This window comes from Burkholderia sp. YIM B11467 (assembly GCF_052952715.1).
In genome coordinates this window covers 527,315-544,072 of record NZ_JBQVSQ010000004.1, presented here as the reverse complement: position 1 = coordinate 544,072, position 16,758 = coordinate 527,315, and the positions used below count along the sequence as shown (strand labels likewise).

Genomic DNA, 16,758 nt, shown 5'->3' with positions numbered 1-16,758 from the left:
TCAAGGTCTCCCCGGCCGCGCGGCGGCGCCGGAATGATGGGCGGAATCGGTCAAGGTGGCGGCGGCGCGCGACGCGCCCGGATGCGGCTCGAGGCGGATCGCATACGACGGCCACGGGCCGCGCAGTTGCGCGTCGAAGGTGTCGGCGAGCCGGGCGGGCCAGATCGCGCAGCACACACGGTTGTCGCCGGCGAACTCCGCATCGCGCAGGATCCGGTCGCCGATCCACACGATCGGCGTGCCGCGCGCGGCATCGCGCAGCGCTTCGTCGTACAGGTGCACGCCGAGCAGCACGTGCGGCGCGAGCAGTTCGGCCGGCAGCGCGCCGAAGTACGGCGCGCAGACTTCGATGAAGATGCGTGCATTCGGATGCACGGCGTCGCGGATCCGCGCGGTGGCTTCCGCGAGGAACGCGAAATACTGGACGTGGTCGAGCAGCACGCGGCGCTCGCCGACGGGTGCGTCGTCTGCGTCGTACGTGTCGCCGGCCGCTTCGGCCAGCGCGGCGCGCGCGTAGTCGGCGGGCGTGTCGAGCGGCATCCGGTACGCGCTCGCCGCGACCGCGACCGGCTGCCGCGCGTCGCGCTCGATCCGGTAGGTGAAGTGAACGGGTCGCACCATGTCACGCCTCGCCGTGGAGAGAAAACGTCGCGTCCGGCGCGAACGCGATGTCGGCGATCGCGTAATAGCCGTTCAGCGCGAGCGAGCAGACGGCCGCGCGGCGCGGCGTGTCGCCGTCGCGATGCGCGAGCAGCACCGACAGCCACGGATCGCTGCCGAACGCATGACCGAACAGCCCGTGGCCGTCCGGCAGCAGCGGCGTTTTGCCGACGGAAGCCAGCAGCGCGCGGCGCGACGTGGCCGGAAAGAACGGCAGCGCCGCGTGCACGCCGGGGCGGGCCGCGCAGAAGGTGCGGATGTCGCGGCCCAGCCGCACGACTGCACTGGCGGGCGGCGCGGCGTCCGTGAGCACCGACTGCGCCGGCTCGCGGCCGACATCGACGAGCAGCGTGCAGACGCCGAAACCCGAGCGCCCCCATGCCGGATTGCCGTGCCAGTACGTGTAGCCGTGCACGTCGATGTCGATGATCTGCAGCAGCAGCGTGCGCGGCCCGGTGTCGGCGGTCGTCGCGAGCGCGCGGCGCAGCACGTAACCCCAGCCCGCGCATTCGTACGAGCAGGTCATCCAGTCGGGCGTGTAGTCGTTCGCGCCGGCGAGCGCCTGCGCAAACACGCGGTGCTCCGGCGAGTCGTTCATCAACAGCATCGACAGGATCGTCGAGCTGACCACGTAGTCGTCCGCGCAGACCGTGCCGCACAACCGCTCGCGTTCGGCACAGGCGAGCGCGCCGATCGCCATGGCCGTGTCGGCGAGCGGCACGACCGCGCCGTCGCGCGCCGGCGCGACGCGCCGGTACGCGAGCGCCTGCACGGTCAGCGCGGTCGCCGGGGCCGGCTGGACGGCGGCTGCCGTCGCGGTGGCAAGAGGCGCGAGCATCGTCGTGTCAGGCGGCGTGCTGCTGGCGGCGCAGCTGCGCGTCGAGCTGCTGAAGCGTCGTGTATTGCGTGATGTTCAGCGCTTCCGGATCGATCGAACCGTACAGCTGTTCGCAGAACACGATCAGCTCGACGATGTTCAGCGAATCGATGCCGAGTTCGCCGATGCCGGCATCCGTGTCGACGGTCTCGATGTTGAGGATCTTCGCGACTTCGCGGGACAGGATGTCGAGCGCGTCGGCCGGAACGTTCTGGGTCGTCATGAGAGGAGCTCCTGGGTTTTTGAGTGGATTGATCGGGATCGATCGGCCTGTCGCGTGGGTCAACTGCCGGCTTCGCAGCGCAGGCTCTTGCGAAGCTCGTGATAACAACGGTACGAACTGCCTTCCATCTTCGAAAACGCCAGCAGGTCGCGCTGGTCGTCGAAGGTGGCCACCTTGCCGTCGCGTACGAGTGCCGTCAGGAACTCGTTCGACAGCAGCTTGATCGCGAGTACGCGCTGCACCTTGCCGAAGCTGTAGTGCGCGTCGTCGGTCTGGCTGCGCGCGGCGCTGGCGATGAAACGGTGCACGGCGCGCGCATCGGCATCGAGTTCGACGCGGCCGGTCTGCGCGAGCCAGTCGACGTGTGCCATCAGCGCGCGGACGAAGTACGGCCGCACGACGGTCAGGTATTTGTTGAACACGGTCGGGCCGCCGATCCGGAGGCGGTCCTCGGCGTTGACGCGGACCTGGCCGCCGACGTTCGCGAGCTGCAGGTTGCCCGCGAGGAACGGCGCGCCGCAGGTCGCGCGCTTCAGCTTTCGATATTCGTCGGGCCACACGAGGTACGCGGCCGGGAACATCACGCCCGGCAAGCGGGCCGCGACGACCGCCATGCAGTCGCGGTGCGCCTCGATGCCCCACACCTTGTCGACGGTGAGCGCGAGGCCGCTGTCGTCGCTGCGCACGACCGTGCGCCACGCGGCAAGGGTCGGCCCGCCGCCGTCGCTCATCAGGAACGCGAAGTTGTGACCGGCGTCGATGCAGTCGCACGCACGACGGTTCTGGTCGTCGGAAAAGAACAGCCCGAACATGATGCGGATGAACGCGCGCATGAACGGCTTGAACAGATGGTGGAAGCCTTCGCGGCCGATCTGTTCGAGCAGCGCTTCGGTGAGCGGCGCCTCGTCGTGCCGCAGCGGCGTCGATGCGGACGAATCGGGCAGCACGTCGGGCGTGGCGGCGCGCAGAGTGATCACCATCTCGCTGTCGAGCAGCCGCACGGCGGCGGCTTCGACGAGCCGGGCCGCCGCGCGCGGCGGCGTGCCGATCGTGTCGAGGTGGCGCATGACCGGATACGCGGCCTGGTCGGCCACGCGCAACAGCAGCGGCGGCGACAGCGGGGCAGCGGACGAGGCGGAAACGGAAAGCGTGGACATGGCAGGGTTCCTGTCAGAAGCGCACGCGCACGGCGGCGTCGATACGGGTGCCGAGACCGACCATCCGGTACTCGGCGTTGCTGTCTGAAAATGCGTGCGTGAGCGCGACATCGACGCTCACACGCTTGTTCACGTCGGCGACGACCTGGGCGATCGCGAGCAGGCCCTTGTCCTGCGGCGAATAGACGCCGCGCAGCGAGTACTCGACGCGGCCGATCTTCTTGCCGAGCCGCGCGAACAGGTAGTCGCGCAGGTTGCCGTCGACGCTCACGAAATCGGCCGTGCCGCCGAGGCCGGCCAGCGCGGCGCCGGGCGCGACGGGCAGCAGCGCGTTGTTCACGCGGACCGCGCCGACGAGCTGGCGCCACTGGTTCGCGTCGTAACGTGCCTCGTCGTGCGACCACTCGACGATCAGCGACAGGTTGCCGGGCAGTGCGCTCTGCATCCCGACCGCGCTGCGCCACATATATTGGCGGTCGTTGCGGCGATCGACCGCGTCGTAGGCACCCGGCGAATCGAGCGGCGTGCCGTTCGCGATGAACGCCGGCAGCGGCCGTGTCGTGCCGCGCTCGAGCCACGCGCTCGCATAGACGGTGTTCGAGCGTGCGACATCGAACGACAGCGTCGCGCCGGCGCCGCCGCGGCCCGCGTGACGGCCGGCCAGCAACGCGGCAGAGCCGCCCGACCAGTTGTACGCGCCGCGCACGAGCTGCGTTGCGCCCTGTACGTCGCGGTTGTCGACGTCGTTGCGCAGCGTGCGGTTCTCGCCGGCGATGAACTGCAGCGTGGTCTGTTCGCCAGCCCATTTCGCCTCGACGAGCGGCGTGCCTTCGACGTCGCCGTAACGATCGTAGATGTCCGCCGTCGCGGCCCGCTTCTGGAAGAAGCCGAGCGGAAAGAACGCCTGCGACGTGTCGAGCGGGTCGATCCGCTTGCCGGCCGTGATCGTGATGCCGTTGTCGAACGCGTAGCGCACGCCGGCCTCGTTGAAGCGGCTCGCCTGTGTGCCGAGCGAGTGATTGCTCGCGACGACGCGCGCATTCATGAACAGGTTCTCGCCGTCGATGCGCGCGAGCAGGCCGGCTTCCTGCTGGTTGCGCGGTTCGTCGCCGATCAGGTTGCCGAGCAGCGCATGGCCGTCCATGCTGTCGACGGAGCGGGCGTACGCGATACCGTTCAGCGTGCTCAACTGGTCCATCAGCGATTCTCCATGCGCGAGCGTGCAGCCGAGCGCGAGCGGGACGGCGAGCGCGGCGCGATGCCACGCGCGGTTTGCACGGTCGGGCGATGGACGGAAGCGGTCACGATGGGCATCGGCGCGGGCCCCGTTGTCACTGGCCATCGGCAAGCGTGTCGGGATTGAACCAGCCCGAAGGAATCTTGCGCGGCTGGCCGTCGAGCATGTCGACGACGCTCGCGCGCTGCTTTTCGATCTCGTTGCGGTACGTGATCTTGCGGATCACCTTGCGCCCGTTCGCATCGACCGGCGCGGAGAAATCGGCGCTGCGGAACAGCAGGCCGCTCGCCAGGAAGAACTGCGCGCGCACCGGCACGTCGCTGTCGGGCGTGACCCACAGCTTGATCGTCGGATAGACGTTGTCGGGATCGGTTGCGGTCAGGTCGAGCTCGGTGGCCGGCTTGCCGGCGATCGTCGTCGTGCCGGGCGCGGCTGTGGCGCGGTAGCTGTCCGCCCAATGCGTGCGCGTGATGTCGCTGATGACGACTTCGCCCTGCAGCCGCTGCATCCCGTTGATGCGCACCGCGCTGCGCGTGTTCGGCACGTAGAACCAGTGCCCGCGCGTCGTTGCGAGATACTTCTGGCCGTCGTTCTCGCCGCTGCGGGTCAGCGCGAGCGTGTCGCCGTTGCCGCGCGTATAGACGAGATAACGCGTCGCGTCGCCGGATTGTCCGCCGACCAGGTTCGTGATCTCGATGTTCGTCTGCGTGTCGGCGGCCGTGCTGCGATACGCGTCGGCACGGGCGAGCATGGTCTGGGCCGTCGGTGCGTCGGCCGCGTGGGCGGCCGGCGCGCACGCGACGAGCGCGGCGAGAGCGGCGTACATGCTGCGAATGCGGATCATGGGGCGAGTCCTTCGAGGATGTTGCGTTTGGCGAGTCCGAGCGTCGCGAGCAGCGCGGCGGCCACGCCGAGCACGACGAACGCGCCTTCGACGGCGGCCACGGCGGCCGGCGATACCGTGAATTCGAGCAGGATCGGCTTCACGCGGCCCGGCGGCGCGGGCAGGTGGATCTGCGCGTGATTGAGCGCGACCATCGTGAGCAGCGCCACCGCGATGCCGGCGGCCGCGCCGAGCAGGCCGAGCAGCGCGGTCTCCTGGATCAGCACGCCGCGCACCGTCGAGGCCGGCACGCCGAGCGCGCGCAGCGTCGAGATCTCGCGGCGGCGCTCGACGATGCTCATCAGGATCCAGTTGCTCATCGACAGCAGGATCGTCAGGCTCAGGATCGCGCCGAACACCGAGAACTGGTTCTTGTACAGCGCAACGACCTGGTGATACAGCGACACGAGCTGATCCCACGTCTTCACGTCGAGCGACGGCAGCGCTGCGCGCAGCGTTGCGGCGGCGGCCGGTGTGTTGGACGTGTCCGACAGGAACACCGCGATGCGCGACGCGCGGTCGGTGCGCAGCAGCGCCTGCGCGGCAGCGAACGTCACGTTGACGATCCGCTCGTCGACGTCTTTGTTGCCGGTGCTCATCACGCCGACGATCTGCGCGTCGGTCGCGTTGATGCCGCCGTGCGCGGTCGACGCCATCAGCTGCACGACCGAGCCCACATGGACGCCGAGCTTGCGCGCGAGTTCGGCGCCGACGACGACTTCGGTGCCGGCGTTCGTCGGCGACAGGTAGCGGCCCGACAGCACCGTGTGATAGTCGAAGAAGCCGGGCGGCTCGCGGTTCGGCTCGATGCCTTCGCCAACGAAGCCGTAGCTGAGATCGCCGTTCGAGATCAACCCGTCGAAGTCGATGCCGCGCGCGGTGGTCGCGACGCCGTGCAGCGTCGCCACCGCACGTGCCGCGGCGGCCTGCTCGTCGGCGGTCAGCCCGTACTGCAGCGGCCGCTCGCCGATCAGGTCGAGGTAGCCGTGATGCAGCACCTGCACATGGCCGACGCCGCTGTCGATCGACCCTTCGCGCACCGCGTCGAAGGTCGCGATCACGTAGCCGAGCGCGAGGCTCGACGCGAACGCGGCGACGCCGATCATCGCCATTGTGAGCACGGTGCGGCGCCGATTGCGCCAGAGGTTACGCCACGCAAACGTCGACCAGTTCACGGTTCACTCCCGGTACGCCGTCGCGCATCTCGATGCGGCGAGGCAGGCGCGCGCACAGACGATCGTCGTGCGACGCAATCAGAAAAGCGGTTCCCAGCGTGCGATTGGTGTCGAGGATCAGCTCGGCGACCGCCTGCGCGTTGGTGCTGTCGAGGCTCGCGGTCGGCTCGTCCGCGATCACGATGGCCGGCTCCTTGGCGAGCGCGCGGGCCAGCGCGACCCGCTGCTGCTCGCCGCCGGACAACTCGCCGGGGCGGTGGCGTTCGCGCGCGGCGAGCCCCACCGCGTCGAGCATCGCGCGGGCGCGCTCGCGGCGCGTGCGCGGCGTGCCCCACGCGAAGCAGCCGAGTTCGACGTTCTCGAGCGCCGACATCACCGGAATCAGGTTGAACTGCTGGAACACGAAGCCGATGCGCTCACGGCGAATCCGTTCGAGCGTGTCCGGCGCATCGTCGATCCGGCGGCCTTCGAGCCAGCGTTCGCCGCTGCTCGGCACGTCGAGAAAGCCGGCGAGGTTGAGCAGCGTGCTCTTGCCGCTGCCGGAGGGGCCGACGAGCGCGACCACGTCGCGTTGACCGATCGAAATCGTCGCGCCGCGCACCGCGACGACGCGGCCGGCCCCTTCGTACACGCGCGTAACGTCGCGCAGTTCGAGCACCGGCGAGAGCGAGGCGGCCGTCATGCGTACGCTCCCTGTGCGACTTCGGCCGCCGGCGCATGGATCACGGGCAGCGCACCGTTCGCGTAGAGGTCGCGGCACTTCAGGCGCTGCAGCTTGCCGCTCGTCGTGCGCGGCAGCGAGCCCGGTTCGACGAAGCAGAGGTCCTGCGCGGCGAACCCGATGCGCGACGCGAGCAGTTGCTGGCATTCGATGCGCGTCTGCGGCGTCGCATCGACCGGCCGTGCTTCGATCGCGACGACCAGCCGCTCGGTGCCCGTCTCGGGATCGGGCAGCCCGAACGCGATGCAGGTGCTCTTGCGCAGCGCGCTGTGCGACGCAAGCGCTTCCTCGATCTCGTGCGGGAAGTAGTTGCTGCCGCGAATGATGATGACTTCCTTCTTGCGGCCGAGGATATGGAGCTGGCCGTCCGCGACGTAGCCGATGTCGCCGGTGCGGAACCAGCCGTCGGCCGTCAGCGGCGCGGCGATCGTGCCGTCGTCGGGGTTCAGGTAGCCGAGCATCACCGACGTGCCGCGGATCGCGACTTCGCCGACGGCACGGCCCGGCAGCGGGTGGTCGCCGTCGTCGAGGATGCGAAACGCCATGCCTTCGATCGGCGTGCCCATCGCGAGCACGGTTTCGGTTTCCGGCTCGCCGCGGTCGTTCGCGGTGGCCGGTTGCGCATCGCGGCGCTCGATCAGCGCGCGCCGGTCGAGCGTGTCCGCGATCACGTACGGGGCGCCGTCGACCGGGCCTTCATGCCACGCACGGTGCATCGATACCGCGAGCGTCGACTCGGCCATCCCGTAGCACGGCTGCAGCGCCGATGCCGCGAGGCCGTACGGCGCGAACGTCGCGGCGAAATCGCGCAACGTGGCGTCGTCCACGCGTTCGCCGCCGATGAAGATGTTGCGGCACGCGGACAGGTCGACGCCTTCCATCGCAGTGGCATTGAAACGGCGCACGCAGTAGCGCAACGCGAAGGTCGGCACCGACGTCGTCGTCGCGCGTGCCGACGCGATGCGCTTCAACCAGCCGAGCGGATTCCGGATGAAGCTGTTCGGTTGCATCATCAGCAACGGCGCGCGGTAGTGCAGGTTCGACAGCAGCGTGAGCAGCCCCATGTCGTGATAGAGCGGCAGCCACGACGCGGTGCCGTCGCCGGCCGCGATGTCGAAGCGTACCGATCCGCCGATGCCGAGCACGTTCGCGACCACGTTCTCGTGGCTGAGCACGGCCGCCTTCGGATGCGACGTCGAGCCCGACGTGAGCTGGACGTGATGCGGATCGCGGCCGCGCTTCGCGCTGATCAGCGCACGCGCGCCCGCTTCCGCGGCGATCGACAGCGTCGCGAGATCGACGACACGGGTGGATGCAGCGGGAAACGCATCGTCGCGCCACGCGGCGGACTGCGCATCCGCGGCGATGACGAGGCGCGGCCGGTACAGCTCGCAGGCGACATCGACCACCTGCCGCCCGGCGGCGGCACGCCGCGCGGGAACCGGCACGGTGCAGGGCAGTGCGCCCGTCATCACGCAGGCCATCATCGCGGCGGCGTGCTCGATCGATGCGGGCAGCGCGAGCATCACCAGGTCGTTCTCGCGGACACCCAGCTCGCGCAGCGCACCGGCCTGGCGAAACACCGCTTCCGCGAAGCGCCGGTACGTGATGTCCGCTTCATTGCCCGCATCGTCGACGAACGTCATGCGATGCGAGGCGCCCACGACGTCCTCGAGCGATTCGATCAGGCGATGGATGGTGGATGCGCACTTCGTCACGAGGATCTCCCGTTGAGGAACACGGCTGCTCGTTCCACGGTGCCGGCGGCGCCGTTCGTCGAGTGAGGCGGATTCTTGCCGGATCGGCGCAACGCGACAAACGGAATCTTTGCAGGCTATGCATGAGCAGCGCGCATTCACTAGGGCCTGTTCCCGCTAATAACGGGCTTGCGAACGTGCCTTGCCGGTCGTAGTGCAAGGAGTGAGGAGCGCCGTTTGGCCGAGCCAAACAAGTGACGATCGACGCCGCAATACGGCCGGCAAGGCACGTTCCCCTGTTTGGAAAAATTCATTCGTGGGGCTGGCCCCCAGAAGGGCCGATCGCCGCGTCATGCTCCTCGCGAATACGTCGAGTATTCGCTTCGTCGCATTCCTCGCGCTCGGCCCTTCTGGGGGCCAGCGCAAGCCCGTTATTAGCGGGAACAGGCCCTAGGTGACCGGTCGGTCGCATTCGACCAGTCGTCTAGTTCACGATGTGGTTCGCTCATGCGCGGGCGTCATGCAATGCGTTCGGAAAATTCGTTTGTCCGAAGCATCGACTCACAGAAGAATTGCAACCCGGCAGCGCGCCAGCGTCGTCAATGTCCACGGTGCCGGGCGAGGGTCCGGCCAAGGAGAGCGTTTTGTCCGTCACCTCATCGCTTGTTGCCCGCCCGAAACCGGTTGCAGACATGAAAAGCCGCCCGAGCGGCGTCGTCTTCTCGCTGAAGCTGGCGGTCTACGTCGCGCTACTCGCGCACGGCATGATGTTCGCGCTGTCGACTCTGGTGATCCTGAAGATCGTCGGCATCGTGCTGATCGGTGCGATGTATGCGCACGGCGTCGAACTGCAGCATCAGGCGCTGCATTACCAGGGGTTCAGGAGCAAGCGGCTCAACATGGTGTTCGGCGTGCTGGTCGGCATGCCGATGCTCGTGTCGTTCCATGCATACCAGGACAGTCACTTGCGGCATCACCGGTTGCTCGGCACGCCCGAGAACAAGGAGTTCTTCGACTACGGCGACCAGTACGGCGCGAGCCCCGTCGTCAACCTCGGGCTTTGGGCATGGCGGCTGTCGATGGCCGCGCACTATATCCAGTTCGCGAAGAACGTCGCGAAACTCGTCGTGCCGGGCGCGCGCTTCGGCGACAACCCGCTCGTGTCGCGCGCGATCCGCCGCGATCACCTGCTGATGGTCGCGACGATCGCGCTGCTGGCCGGCGTGTCGTTCGCGCTGCACACTTGGGTTTTCGTGTGGGTGTGGGTCGTGCCGCTCGTGTTCGTCGCGGCGCCCGTGCACGCGCTGGTCGAGATGCCGGAGCACTATCGCTGCGACCTGACGAGTACCGACCCGTTCCGCAACACGCGGACGATCGAGAGCAATGCGTTCATGACGTGGTTCACGAACGGCAACAACTATCACGTCGAGCACCACATGATGCCGGGCCTGCCGATCGAGCGGCTGCACGATCTGCATGGCGCGATCGCGCCGCAGATCCGCTACTACCACCGCACGTACCGGCAGTTCTACGCCGCGTTGCTGTGCGGCAGACTGTCGCCGCGCACGGTGGACGACGATGCGGACGATCGCGCGCCCGACGCCGAAGCCGGCGCGCCGGCATCCACGCAGTCGGCATGACCGCACCTGGCCCGAACGCCTTTCGACGACGGTGACGACGATGCTCTATCCCGAACTTTTCAGGTCGCTCGAAGCGGTTCGCTGGGACATGGAGAAGGACATTCCGTGGGACCGCTTCGACGCTTCGCTGCTCACCGACGAGCAGGCGGAGACGATCAGGATGAACGCGATTACCGAATGGTCGGCGCTGCCCGCGACGGAGATGTTCCTGCGCGACAACCACCACGACAGCGATTTTTCCGCGTTCATGAGCGTGTGGTTCTTCGAGGAACAGAAGCATTCGCTCGTGCTGATGGAATACCTGCGCCGCTTCAAGCCGGATAGGGTGCCGACCGAAGCGGAACTGCACGCGGTGCGCTTCCCGTTCGATCCGGCGCCGCCGCTCGAGACGCTGATGCTGCACTTCTGCGGCGAGATCCGCCTGAACCACTGGTACCGCTGCGCGGCCGACTGGCACACCGAGCCCGTCATCAAGCAGATCTACGAAACGATCTCACGCGATGAAGCGCGCCACGGCGGCGCGTACCTGCGCTACATGAAGAAAGCGCTGAACGAATGCGGCGACGTCGCGCGTGCCGCGTTCGCGAAGATCGGCGTGCTGATGGCGTCGGCGCGCCGCACCGAGAAGCCGCTGCACCCGACCAACCTGCACGTGAACCAGGCGCTGTTCCCGCGCGACACCGTGCAGTCGCGCCTGCCGGATCCGGACTGGCTCGAGCGCTGGCTCGACGAACAGATCCGGTTCGACGGCGAGTGGGAAAAGAAGGTCGTCGAGCGCATCCTGCACAACCTGTCGATCCTGTTCGAGCGCACGTTCGCGACCGCGCAGGAACTGAACCGCTATCGCCGCGAGGTGACGGCGCGCGCGGATGCGGCGGTGGCGGACGTGTAGCCAGGAGCCGGCCGCAACGCGGTGAAAAAACGCCGATCGCCAATCGCGATCGGCGGAATATTCATTTCCGGAAATGATCGGCGCGTCAATTTCCTGGCGCCATTGAAATCAAGCGAAATTCCACCTGTTTAGTCGTTCGCAATAAACAGGAAATTCATGATTTATATGCATTCGATATGCATGCCGGGGTTTTGCATGTTTTCGTAATACGGTAAATCAATTGAAAAGACAGCTAATTGAAATTGATTTGTAGGCATGTCGCGATTGCTCCGTTGTAGCGTGAAAACTGCCAACGTAACGACGAAATCTGCCCGAAATCCGCTGTGGGAGCGGTATTTTTCGCATCAATCACGACGCAATATCGTGCACATATTCATTTACAAAATCGTTACTTCATAACGCTTATGTAAGAATGGAGGGGTCGCGAAAATTGATAGATAAATACAAATGTCATGATTGAAAATAAGAATGAGATGCATGTATGCTTCAATATAAAATCGTTTCCGAATTCAAATGAAAGGAAACGGCTCTGGGAGACGAATAGAGACTTGTTTGGTGATGGTGCAACTTTGAGGCGGCGGTATGGCTAATGTGAGATTGGCAAAACGATTGAGAAGTCTGCCTTCGCTGGATTTCCTGAGGGGCTTCGAATGCGCGGCGCGTCATCTGAGCTTCACGCGTGCGGGGCAGGAACTGAACGTCACGCAGTCCGCCGTGAGTCGCCAGGTCAAGGCGCTCGAGGAACAGCTCCGGATCGAGCTGTTTCACCGACACATCCGTTCGCTGACGCTGACCGACAAGGGACGCGAACTGTACGACGCGATCGCGTTCGCGTTGTCCGACCTGGAATCGGTGATCGGCAAGCTGTCGTCGAGCGTGGGCCAGCGCTCGATCTCGTTGTCGACGACCGTATCGTTCGCGGCGCTGTGGCTGATTCCGCGCCTCGGTTCGTTCCGTGCAAGCTATCCGGATATCGACGTGCGCGTATCCGCAACGAGCGAAGTTGAAGATCTTAAACGCAAACGTTTGCACTTGGCCGTGCGATATGCAGGGCCGTGTACATCGACCGACGATACGGAAGTGCTGTTTCGCGAGCGCGTTGTTGCGGTCTGCAGCCCGAGCCTGTTGTCCGCCGCGGGCGACGCGGCGTCGATGGTGCCGTCGGACCTCGACAAGCATGTGCTGCTGCATCTCGACGATCCGCGCGGCGAGTGGCCATGGCACGCGTGGAGCCATCTGCTGAGGGAACTCGGCGTGCCGCGCCTGCGGCCGGCCGGCGCGCTGCACTTCAGCCAGTACGACCAGCTTGTTCAGGCCGCCGTCGACGGGCACGGCATCGCGCTCGGACGGCGTCCGCTGGTCGACGGGCTGCTGAAGCAGGGCCGGCTCGTCGAGCTGTTTCCGCACTGTACGGTTGCGTCCGGGAGCTACGTGCTCATCCAGAACCCGGATGCCTGCAACGAGTTCGATATCGCGGTGCTGACCAACTGGCTGCTCGAACAAGCGTGCCATCCGCTCGCGTCGCTGCCGGAGAAAACCGACAGCAATGTCGTGCCGATGTATCGCGTGGGTTAGCCACGCTTACGGTGACGAACGAACTCAGCGCGACGCGCGCAACTGCTCGTCGATCGTCCGCGTCAGCGGTGACGCGACGTCACCGGTGTGCTTCGTCTGCACGGGTTCGATCAGCACGATCCAGCATTCGTCGTCGGCGACCGGATTGTGCAGCGTGCCGCGCGGCACCACGTGCATCGAACCGGCCGGCAGATCGACGACGCGACCGCCTTCGTATTCGATCCTGAGGTGACCGCGCAGGACGAAGAACAGTTCGTCCTCGTGCGCGTGATCGTGCCAGACGAGCTGCCCACGCACTTTGGCAACTTTGACGTACTGATCATTGACCTGTGCGACGACTTTGGGCGACCAGTATTCCGACACGTCGCCGAATGCGGCTTCGAGGTCGAATGATTCGGCAAACACGTTGACGGGCACGGTAATCTCCAGGCAGGGATGAAGGATGCGGATCCAGTCTCGTACTGTCCGCGGTTGCGCCGTCAGGCCGGTTCTGCCGAATCCGTTTCGGCATCGAACGACGCATCGGCAACGTGCGCACGTTTCAGCGAGCGGGCCAGTTTCTCGATCGCATGCAGATCGAGCATATCGAGGTGATGGCGCACGTCCTGCACGAAGCCGGCCTGATCCGGATCGTCCGCAACCTGACCGAGCCATTCCTCGATATCGGTGAGACGCCCGTCGCCGGCGAGCAGGATCAGCGTGTCGAGCGCATCGGCGGGCGGGCCGTGCATCACGGGCGCGGCGATTTCCGGCTCGGCATCGTCGCCCGGCTGAAACCGCCGGACGAGTTCCGACACCGGCACGAGCGCATGCCCGACGGCCGGCGCGACGACCGGGAACGAGAACGACGTGCCGACGCCCGGCTGGCTGGCGACGGCCAGCTCGCCGCCCATCGCGCCGACGATGCGTTGCGCGATGAACAGGCCGAGCCCGGTTCCGCCGTTCACGGCCTGCACCTGCTGATACGCGCGGAAGATGTCGCGGGTTCCGGTGATGTCGATGCCGATGCCCGTATCGGCCACCTCGAACAGCAGGCGCCACGCATCGCCGTCGCGCGCCGCATGAACCGACAGCGTAACCGTGCCGTCGCGCGTGAATTTCGACGCGTTCGACAACAGGTTGAGCAGCACCTGCTGCAGCCGCATCCCGTCGATCGACACCGTGCGCGGCAACGGCGTGGCCGGCCGGTAGACGAACCGGTTGTCCTGCTGCCCGCACAGCGCGACCGCGTAGTGGCCGATGTCGTCGAGCAGGCCGGGCAGGTCGGTCGTGTCCGGCGCAACGCCGAGCGGCTGCAGTTCGGCCTTCGTGAACGCGAGCAATTCGTCGATCAGCGCGAGCTGGTAACGGATGCTGCGGTCGATCGAGCGGATCAGCCGCGCCTGGCCGCGCGTCGCGCTTTGCAGCAGCAGCTTCGCGTAGCCGTTGATGGTGGACAGCGGCGCGCGCAGGTCGTGGCTGACATAACCGAGCGTCTCGATCTTCTGCTGCATGTGCGTCTTCACCAACTGCAGCGCGTCGTTGAGCTCGACCGTCCGTTTCGCGACTTCGTCGCGCAGGCGATCCTGTTCGGTGAGCTGGAACTGTTCGAGCCGTTTTCTCGCCTCGGTGCGCTGACGGCCCACGTGGTGAATCCACGCGGCCAGCACCAGCAGGTGCGTGGCGAGCCCGATGATCGCGATGACGGGATTCGGATAGATATCGGACTTGAGCCAGAACAGGAATGGCGGCAGCACGTCCGAGCCGTCGAGGGTGCGCAGCAGGATGTTGAAGCAGGCGAGCGTAACCGCGATCAGCATCACACGGCCGGTCGGCGTCCGGCGGATCGCGAGCGTCAACGCGATGCCGACGTTCGCGATCCCCAGCACGGTGTTCAGCCGCAGGCAGAACCACGTGAAGGTCAGCAGGTCGCCGAAGGCGGCGCCGGCCATTCCCGCGCATTCGAGGCCGAGGATCGTCATGTAGACGGCACGCACCGGGAGCCGCGCCTTCTCGCGATGCGCGACCAACAGAATGAACACGACGAAGAGCGAGACCGCCAGGTACGCGAAGATCACCTCGCCGCGCGCCGACCACTCGCGCGCGGCGGGCCACAGAGCCAACGCCGTGTATCCGCGGTACGCCGCTTCGAACAGCGTCGTGCTCAGCGCCATCGCGGCCAGCACGTAGAACACGCTGCTGCGCGAGAAGAACCCGATCAGCAGCGCGCACCACACGAGCGCGAGCAACCCGCCGAAGAAACCGAAGTCCCACATCGTGGCGCGCGACTCTTGCGCGGACCATGCTTCGCGGGTGAACGCGACCGGCGCGAGCCGTATTTCCTTGCGCGACGTGACGCGGATCAGCACGGGGACGCTTTCGCCGGCGCGCAGCGTGACGTCGAGTGTCGGGTACCGCGATGGTTGCCGGTTCGCGTCGCCGTCGGTTTCGACGTCGGCGGCGGGGAAGCGGCTGGCGTGTGTCCACTGGCCGTTCCGCTGGAGATAGAAGTCGACATGGTCGACGCGCGCGTCGCGCAACACCAGGACCAGCGGGCGCATCGTGCTGCCGCGGTTGCCGAGCGTCGCGCGGACCCACCATGCGGACCGGGAAAACTCGACGTTGAACGCCGGCTTGGTCGCTGAGGATCCGCTGCGTGATGGATCCGCGAGCCGTGCGGCGACTTGATCGACGGTCATCGTCGTGCCGGTGTCCTCGAAAAGCGACACGGCTTCCAGTTGCGCGGGGTTCGGCGTCGATGCGGCGCGGGCCGTCGCGCAGGTGACGGCCATCGCCATCAGGAGCAGCAGCAGTGCGCGACATCCCGCCGCCCAGGCGGCGTGGCGCCTATGCATCGTGATGGTGCGCCCCAGGCGTCGGCGGCGCATGGGCCGCATGACGCTGGCGGCGCCAGTCGGATGGCGTGATGCCGAAGCGCTCGCGGAAGGCGGTTGCGAAATTGCCGGGCGTGGAAAAGCCGATTTCCTCGGCGATGTCGCCGATCCCCATCGACGTCTCCGCGAGGAAATGCATCGCGGCGCGCAGGCGTGTGTCGCGCAGATACTCGAACACGGTCTGGCCGAGATGGTCGCGGAACACGCGGGACAGGCGCTTTTCGTGCGTGCCGACCTGTCTGGCGAGATCCTCGAGCGCCGGCGGATGGCGCAGGTCGCGCAGCAGCACCTCGCTCGCCGCGCGCACCAGCGCTGCTTCGGGGTTGTCGGGCAGTTCGGGCAGGTGCGCGAACGGCTGGCTGCGCCGCGTCCGCTTCAGGTGATTGCGGATCCGGGCAATCACTTCCGCCGGTTCGAACGGCTTGACGATGTAGTCGATCGCGCCGGTTTCGAGCCCCGCGATGCGATCCTCGAGATCGCCTGCGGCCGTCAGGATGATGACCGGGATGGACTGCGTCGACGGCGTCGACGCGAGCAGCCGGCACGCGGCGAACCCGTCCATGCGCGGCATGCGCACGTCCATCAGGATCAGGTCGGGTGCGATCGCCTGCGCACGGTGATAGGCCTGCAGCCCGTCGAACGCGACGCTGATCCTGCACCGCGCGACACGCAATATCTCGGTCAGGAGCCGCAGGTCGTTCGGGCGATCGTCGACGACAAGAATATGTGCGTCAGCGAGATCCGGCGTGGAGCGAGGCGGCGCCGGACTGGACAAGCGGGATGACATGGTTGCGAACGGGTAGGGAAGTAGGCCTGACGGGCTGAAAGCATCGTTATGTGCACGATTGTTGCGAAAAATTATATGTCGGCAACAGCCGGATTGTGAGGATTCCGTGCGGCCTGTGTGGGCATATCCGGCGGGGGCACGGCGCGTTTTCGGCAGCGACGTTCGGCCGGCACGAAAGAGGTGGAAAAATATTCCGGAATGGTTATATTGATATCGGTCTTTATTTCCGTTCCAATGTTATTGGACTTGATTTGGCCCGGGCGATGTATTCGTGCGTCACGTATCGAAAAGTCGGTGGTGTTCGATGTAAATTGAATCCGCCAATTCACTGCTTGCCTGATTAAGATTTTGTTGATAGCCG

General features: G+C 66.4%; 15 protein-coding genes. 3 read left to right on the top strand and 12 right to left on the bottom strand.

Translation table 11 applies throughout. The annotated features are described in order from the left end of the window. Genes ACTRWB_RS17600 through ACTRWB_RS17560 form a run of 9 tightly spaced genes read right to left on the bottom strand, consistent with a single transcriptional unit; the run spans position 1 to position 8,651 of the window. Positions 1-621 carry a hypothetical protein gene (locus ACTRWB_RS17600; RefSeq protein ID WP_446902668.1) on the bottom strand — a complete coding sequence of 207 codons (621 nt, stop codon included), beginning with the start codon at positions 619-621 and terminating at the stop codon, positions 1-3. 1 nt (position 622) lies between these two features. Next, positions 623-1,498 (bottom strand): hypothetical protein, encoded by an 876-nt coding sequence (locus ACTRWB_RS17595; protein ID WP_446902667.1) that lies wholly within the window; start codon positions 1,496-1,498, stop codon positions 623-625. A gap of 7 nt (positions 1,499-1,505) precedes the next feature. Next, positions 1,506-1,760, bottom strand: a complete 255-nt coding sequence (locus ACTRWB_RS17590; RefSeq protein WP_048248936.1) for an acyl carrier protein — start codon at positions 1,758-1,760, stop codon at positions 1,506-1,508. 59 nt (positions 1,761-1,819) lie between these two features. After that, on the bottom strand, positions 1,820-2,917 hold the full coding sequence (locus tag ACTRWB_RS17585) for a hypothetical protein (RefSeq protein WP_446902666.1): 1,098 nt from the start codon (positions 2,915-2,917) through the stop codon (positions 1,820-1,822). Positions 2,918-2,930: 13 nt separating this feature from the next. Continuing rightward, positions 2,931-4,259, bottom strand: coding sequence for a hypothetical protein (locus tag ACTRWB_RS17580; protein WP_446902665.1), 1,329 nt, complete (start codon positions 4,257-4,259; stop codon positions 2,931-2,933). After that, a complete protein-coding gene (locus ACTRWB_RS17575; RefSeq protein WP_446902664.1) occupies positions 4,249-4,998 on the bottom strand; it encodes an outer membrane lipoprotein-sorting protein in 750 nt (249 codons plus the stop codon). Before ACTRWB_RS17575 ends, ACTRWB_RS17580 begins: the two co-directional genes overlap by 11 nt. Continuing rightward, a complete protein-coding gene (locus ACTRWB_RS17570; RefSeq protein WP_446902663.1) occupies positions 4,995-6,212 on the bottom strand; it encodes an ABC transporter permease in 1,218 nt (405 codons plus the stop codon). The genes ACTRWB_RS17575 and ACTRWB_RS17570 overlap by 4 nt, the downstream gene beginning before the upstream one ends. Then, positions 6,184-6,894: an ABC transporter ATP-binding protein gene (locus ACTRWB_RS17565; protein ID WP_446902662.1), complete on the bottom strand. Its 711-nt coding sequence runs from the start codon at positions 6,892-6,894 to the stop codon at positions 6,184-6,186. The genes ACTRWB_RS17570 and ACTRWB_RS17565 overlap by 29 nt, the downstream gene beginning before the upstream one ends. Further along, a complete protein-coding gene (locus ACTRWB_RS17560) occupies positions 6,891-8,651 on the bottom strand; it encodes a fatty acyl-AMP ligase (protein ID WP_446902661.1) in 1,761 nt (586 codons plus the stop codon). Before ACTRWB_RS17560 ends, ACTRWB_RS17565 begins: the two co-directional genes overlap by 4 nt. A 671-nt stretch (positions 8,652-9,322) precedes the next feature. Between ACTRWB_RS17560 and ACTRWB_RS17555 the strand changes: the two genes are divergently transcribed. From ACTRWB_RS17555 to ACTRWB_RS17545, 3 genes are all read left to right on the top strand, one after another. Further along, the gene (locus ACTRWB_RS17555; RefSeq protein WP_446902660.1) at positions 9,323-10,270 is read left to right on the top strand and encodes a fatty acid desaturase family protein; all 948 of its coding nucleotides are present in this window, start codon (positions 9,323-9,325) and stop codon (positions 10,268-10,270) included. Positions 10,271-10,301: 31 nt separating this feature from the next. Beyond that, positions 10,302-11,162 carry a ferritin-like domain-containing protein gene (locus tag ACTRWB_RS17550; RefSeq protein WP_446902659.1) on the top strand — a complete coding sequence of 287 codons (861 nt, stop codon included), beginning with the start codon at positions 10,302-10,304 and terminating at the stop codon, positions 11,160-11,162. Between the two features lie 582 nt (positions 11,163-11,744). Continuing rightward, positions 11,745-12,737, top strand: a complete 993-nt coding sequence (locus tag ACTRWB_RS17545; RefSeq protein WP_129518294.1) for a LysR substrate-binding domain-containing protein — start codon at positions 11,745-11,747, stop codon at positions 12,735-12,737. 24 nt (positions 12,738-12,761) lie between these two features. On the opposite strand, the gene ACTRWB_RS17540 is transcribed toward ACTRWB_RS17545, so the two are convergent. The 3 genes from ACTRWB_RS17540 to ACTRWB_RS17530 all read right to left on the bottom strand — a co-directional run bounded on the left by ACTRWB_RS17540 (position 12,762) and on the right by ACTRWB_RS17530 (position 16,397). Further along, entirely contained in the window at positions 12,762-13,154 is a 393-nt protein-coding gene (locus tag ACTRWB_RS17540) for a cupin domain-containing protein (protein WP_446902658.1), read from the bottom strand. Positions 13,155-13,216: 62 nt separating this feature from the next. Beyond that, the gene (locus tag ACTRWB_RS17535) at positions 13,217-15,571 is read right to left on the bottom strand and encodes a sensor histidine kinase (RefSeq protein WP_446902768.1); all 2,355 of its coding nucleotides are present in this window, start codon (positions 15,569-15,571) and stop codon (positions 13,217-13,219) included. Then, positions 15,564-16,397: a response regulator transcription factor gene (locus ACTRWB_RS17530; RefSeq protein WP_193102583.1), complete on the bottom strand. Its 834-nt coding sequence runs from the start codon at positions 16,395-16,397 to the stop codon at positions 15,564-15,566. Before ACTRWB_RS17530 ends, ACTRWB_RS17535 begins: the two co-directional genes overlap by 8 nt. Positions 16,398-16,758 lie beyond the last annotated feature (361 nt).

Coding starts and splice junctions, on each gene's coding strand:
- ACTRWB_RS17580 (WP_446902665.1), bottom strand. CDS start 4,259: ATGGCCAGTGACAACGGGGCCCGCGCCGATGCCCATCGTGACCGCTTC.
- ACTRWB_RS17565 (WP_446902662.1), bottom strand. CDS start 6,894: ATGACGGCCGCCTCGCTCTCGCCGGTGCTCGAACTGCGCGACGTTACG.
- ACTRWB_RS17600 (WP_446902668.1), bottom strand. CDS start 621: ATGGTGCGACCCGTTCACTTCACCTACCGGATCGAGCGCGACGCGCGG.
- ACTRWB_RS17590 (WP_048248936.1), bottom strand. CDS start 1,760: ATGACGACCCAGAACGTTCCGGCCGACGCGCTCGACATCCTGTCCCGC.
- ACTRWB_RS17595 (WP_446902667.1), bottom strand. CDS start 1,498: ATGCTCGCGCCTCTTGCCACCGCGACGGCAGCCGCCGTCCAGCCGGCC.
- ACTRWB_RS17575 (WP_446902664.1), bottom strand. CDS start 4,998: ATGATCCGCATTCGCAGCATGTACGCCGCTCTCGCCGCGCTCGTCGCG.
- ACTRWB_RS17585 (WP_446902666.1), bottom strand. CDS start 2,917: ATGTCCACGCTTTCCGTTTCCGCCTCGTCCGCTGCCCCGCTGTCGCCG.
- ACTRWB_RS17535 (WP_446902768.1), bottom strand. CDS start 15,571: ATGCATAGGCGCCACGCCGCCTGGGCGGCGGGATGTCGCGCACTGCTG.
- ACTRWB_RS17545 (WP_129518294.1), top strand. CDS start 11,745: ATGGCTAATGTGAGATTGGCAAAACGATTGAGAAGTCTGCCTTCGCTG.
- ACTRWB_RS17530 (WP_193102583.1), bottom strand. CDS start 16,397: ATGTCATCCCGCTTGTCCAGTCCGGCGCCGCCTCGCTCCACGCCGGAT.
- ACTRWB_RS17555 (WP_446902660.1), top strand. CDS start 9,323: ATGAAAAGCCGCCCGAGCGGCGTCGTCTTCTCGCTGAAGCTGGCGGTC.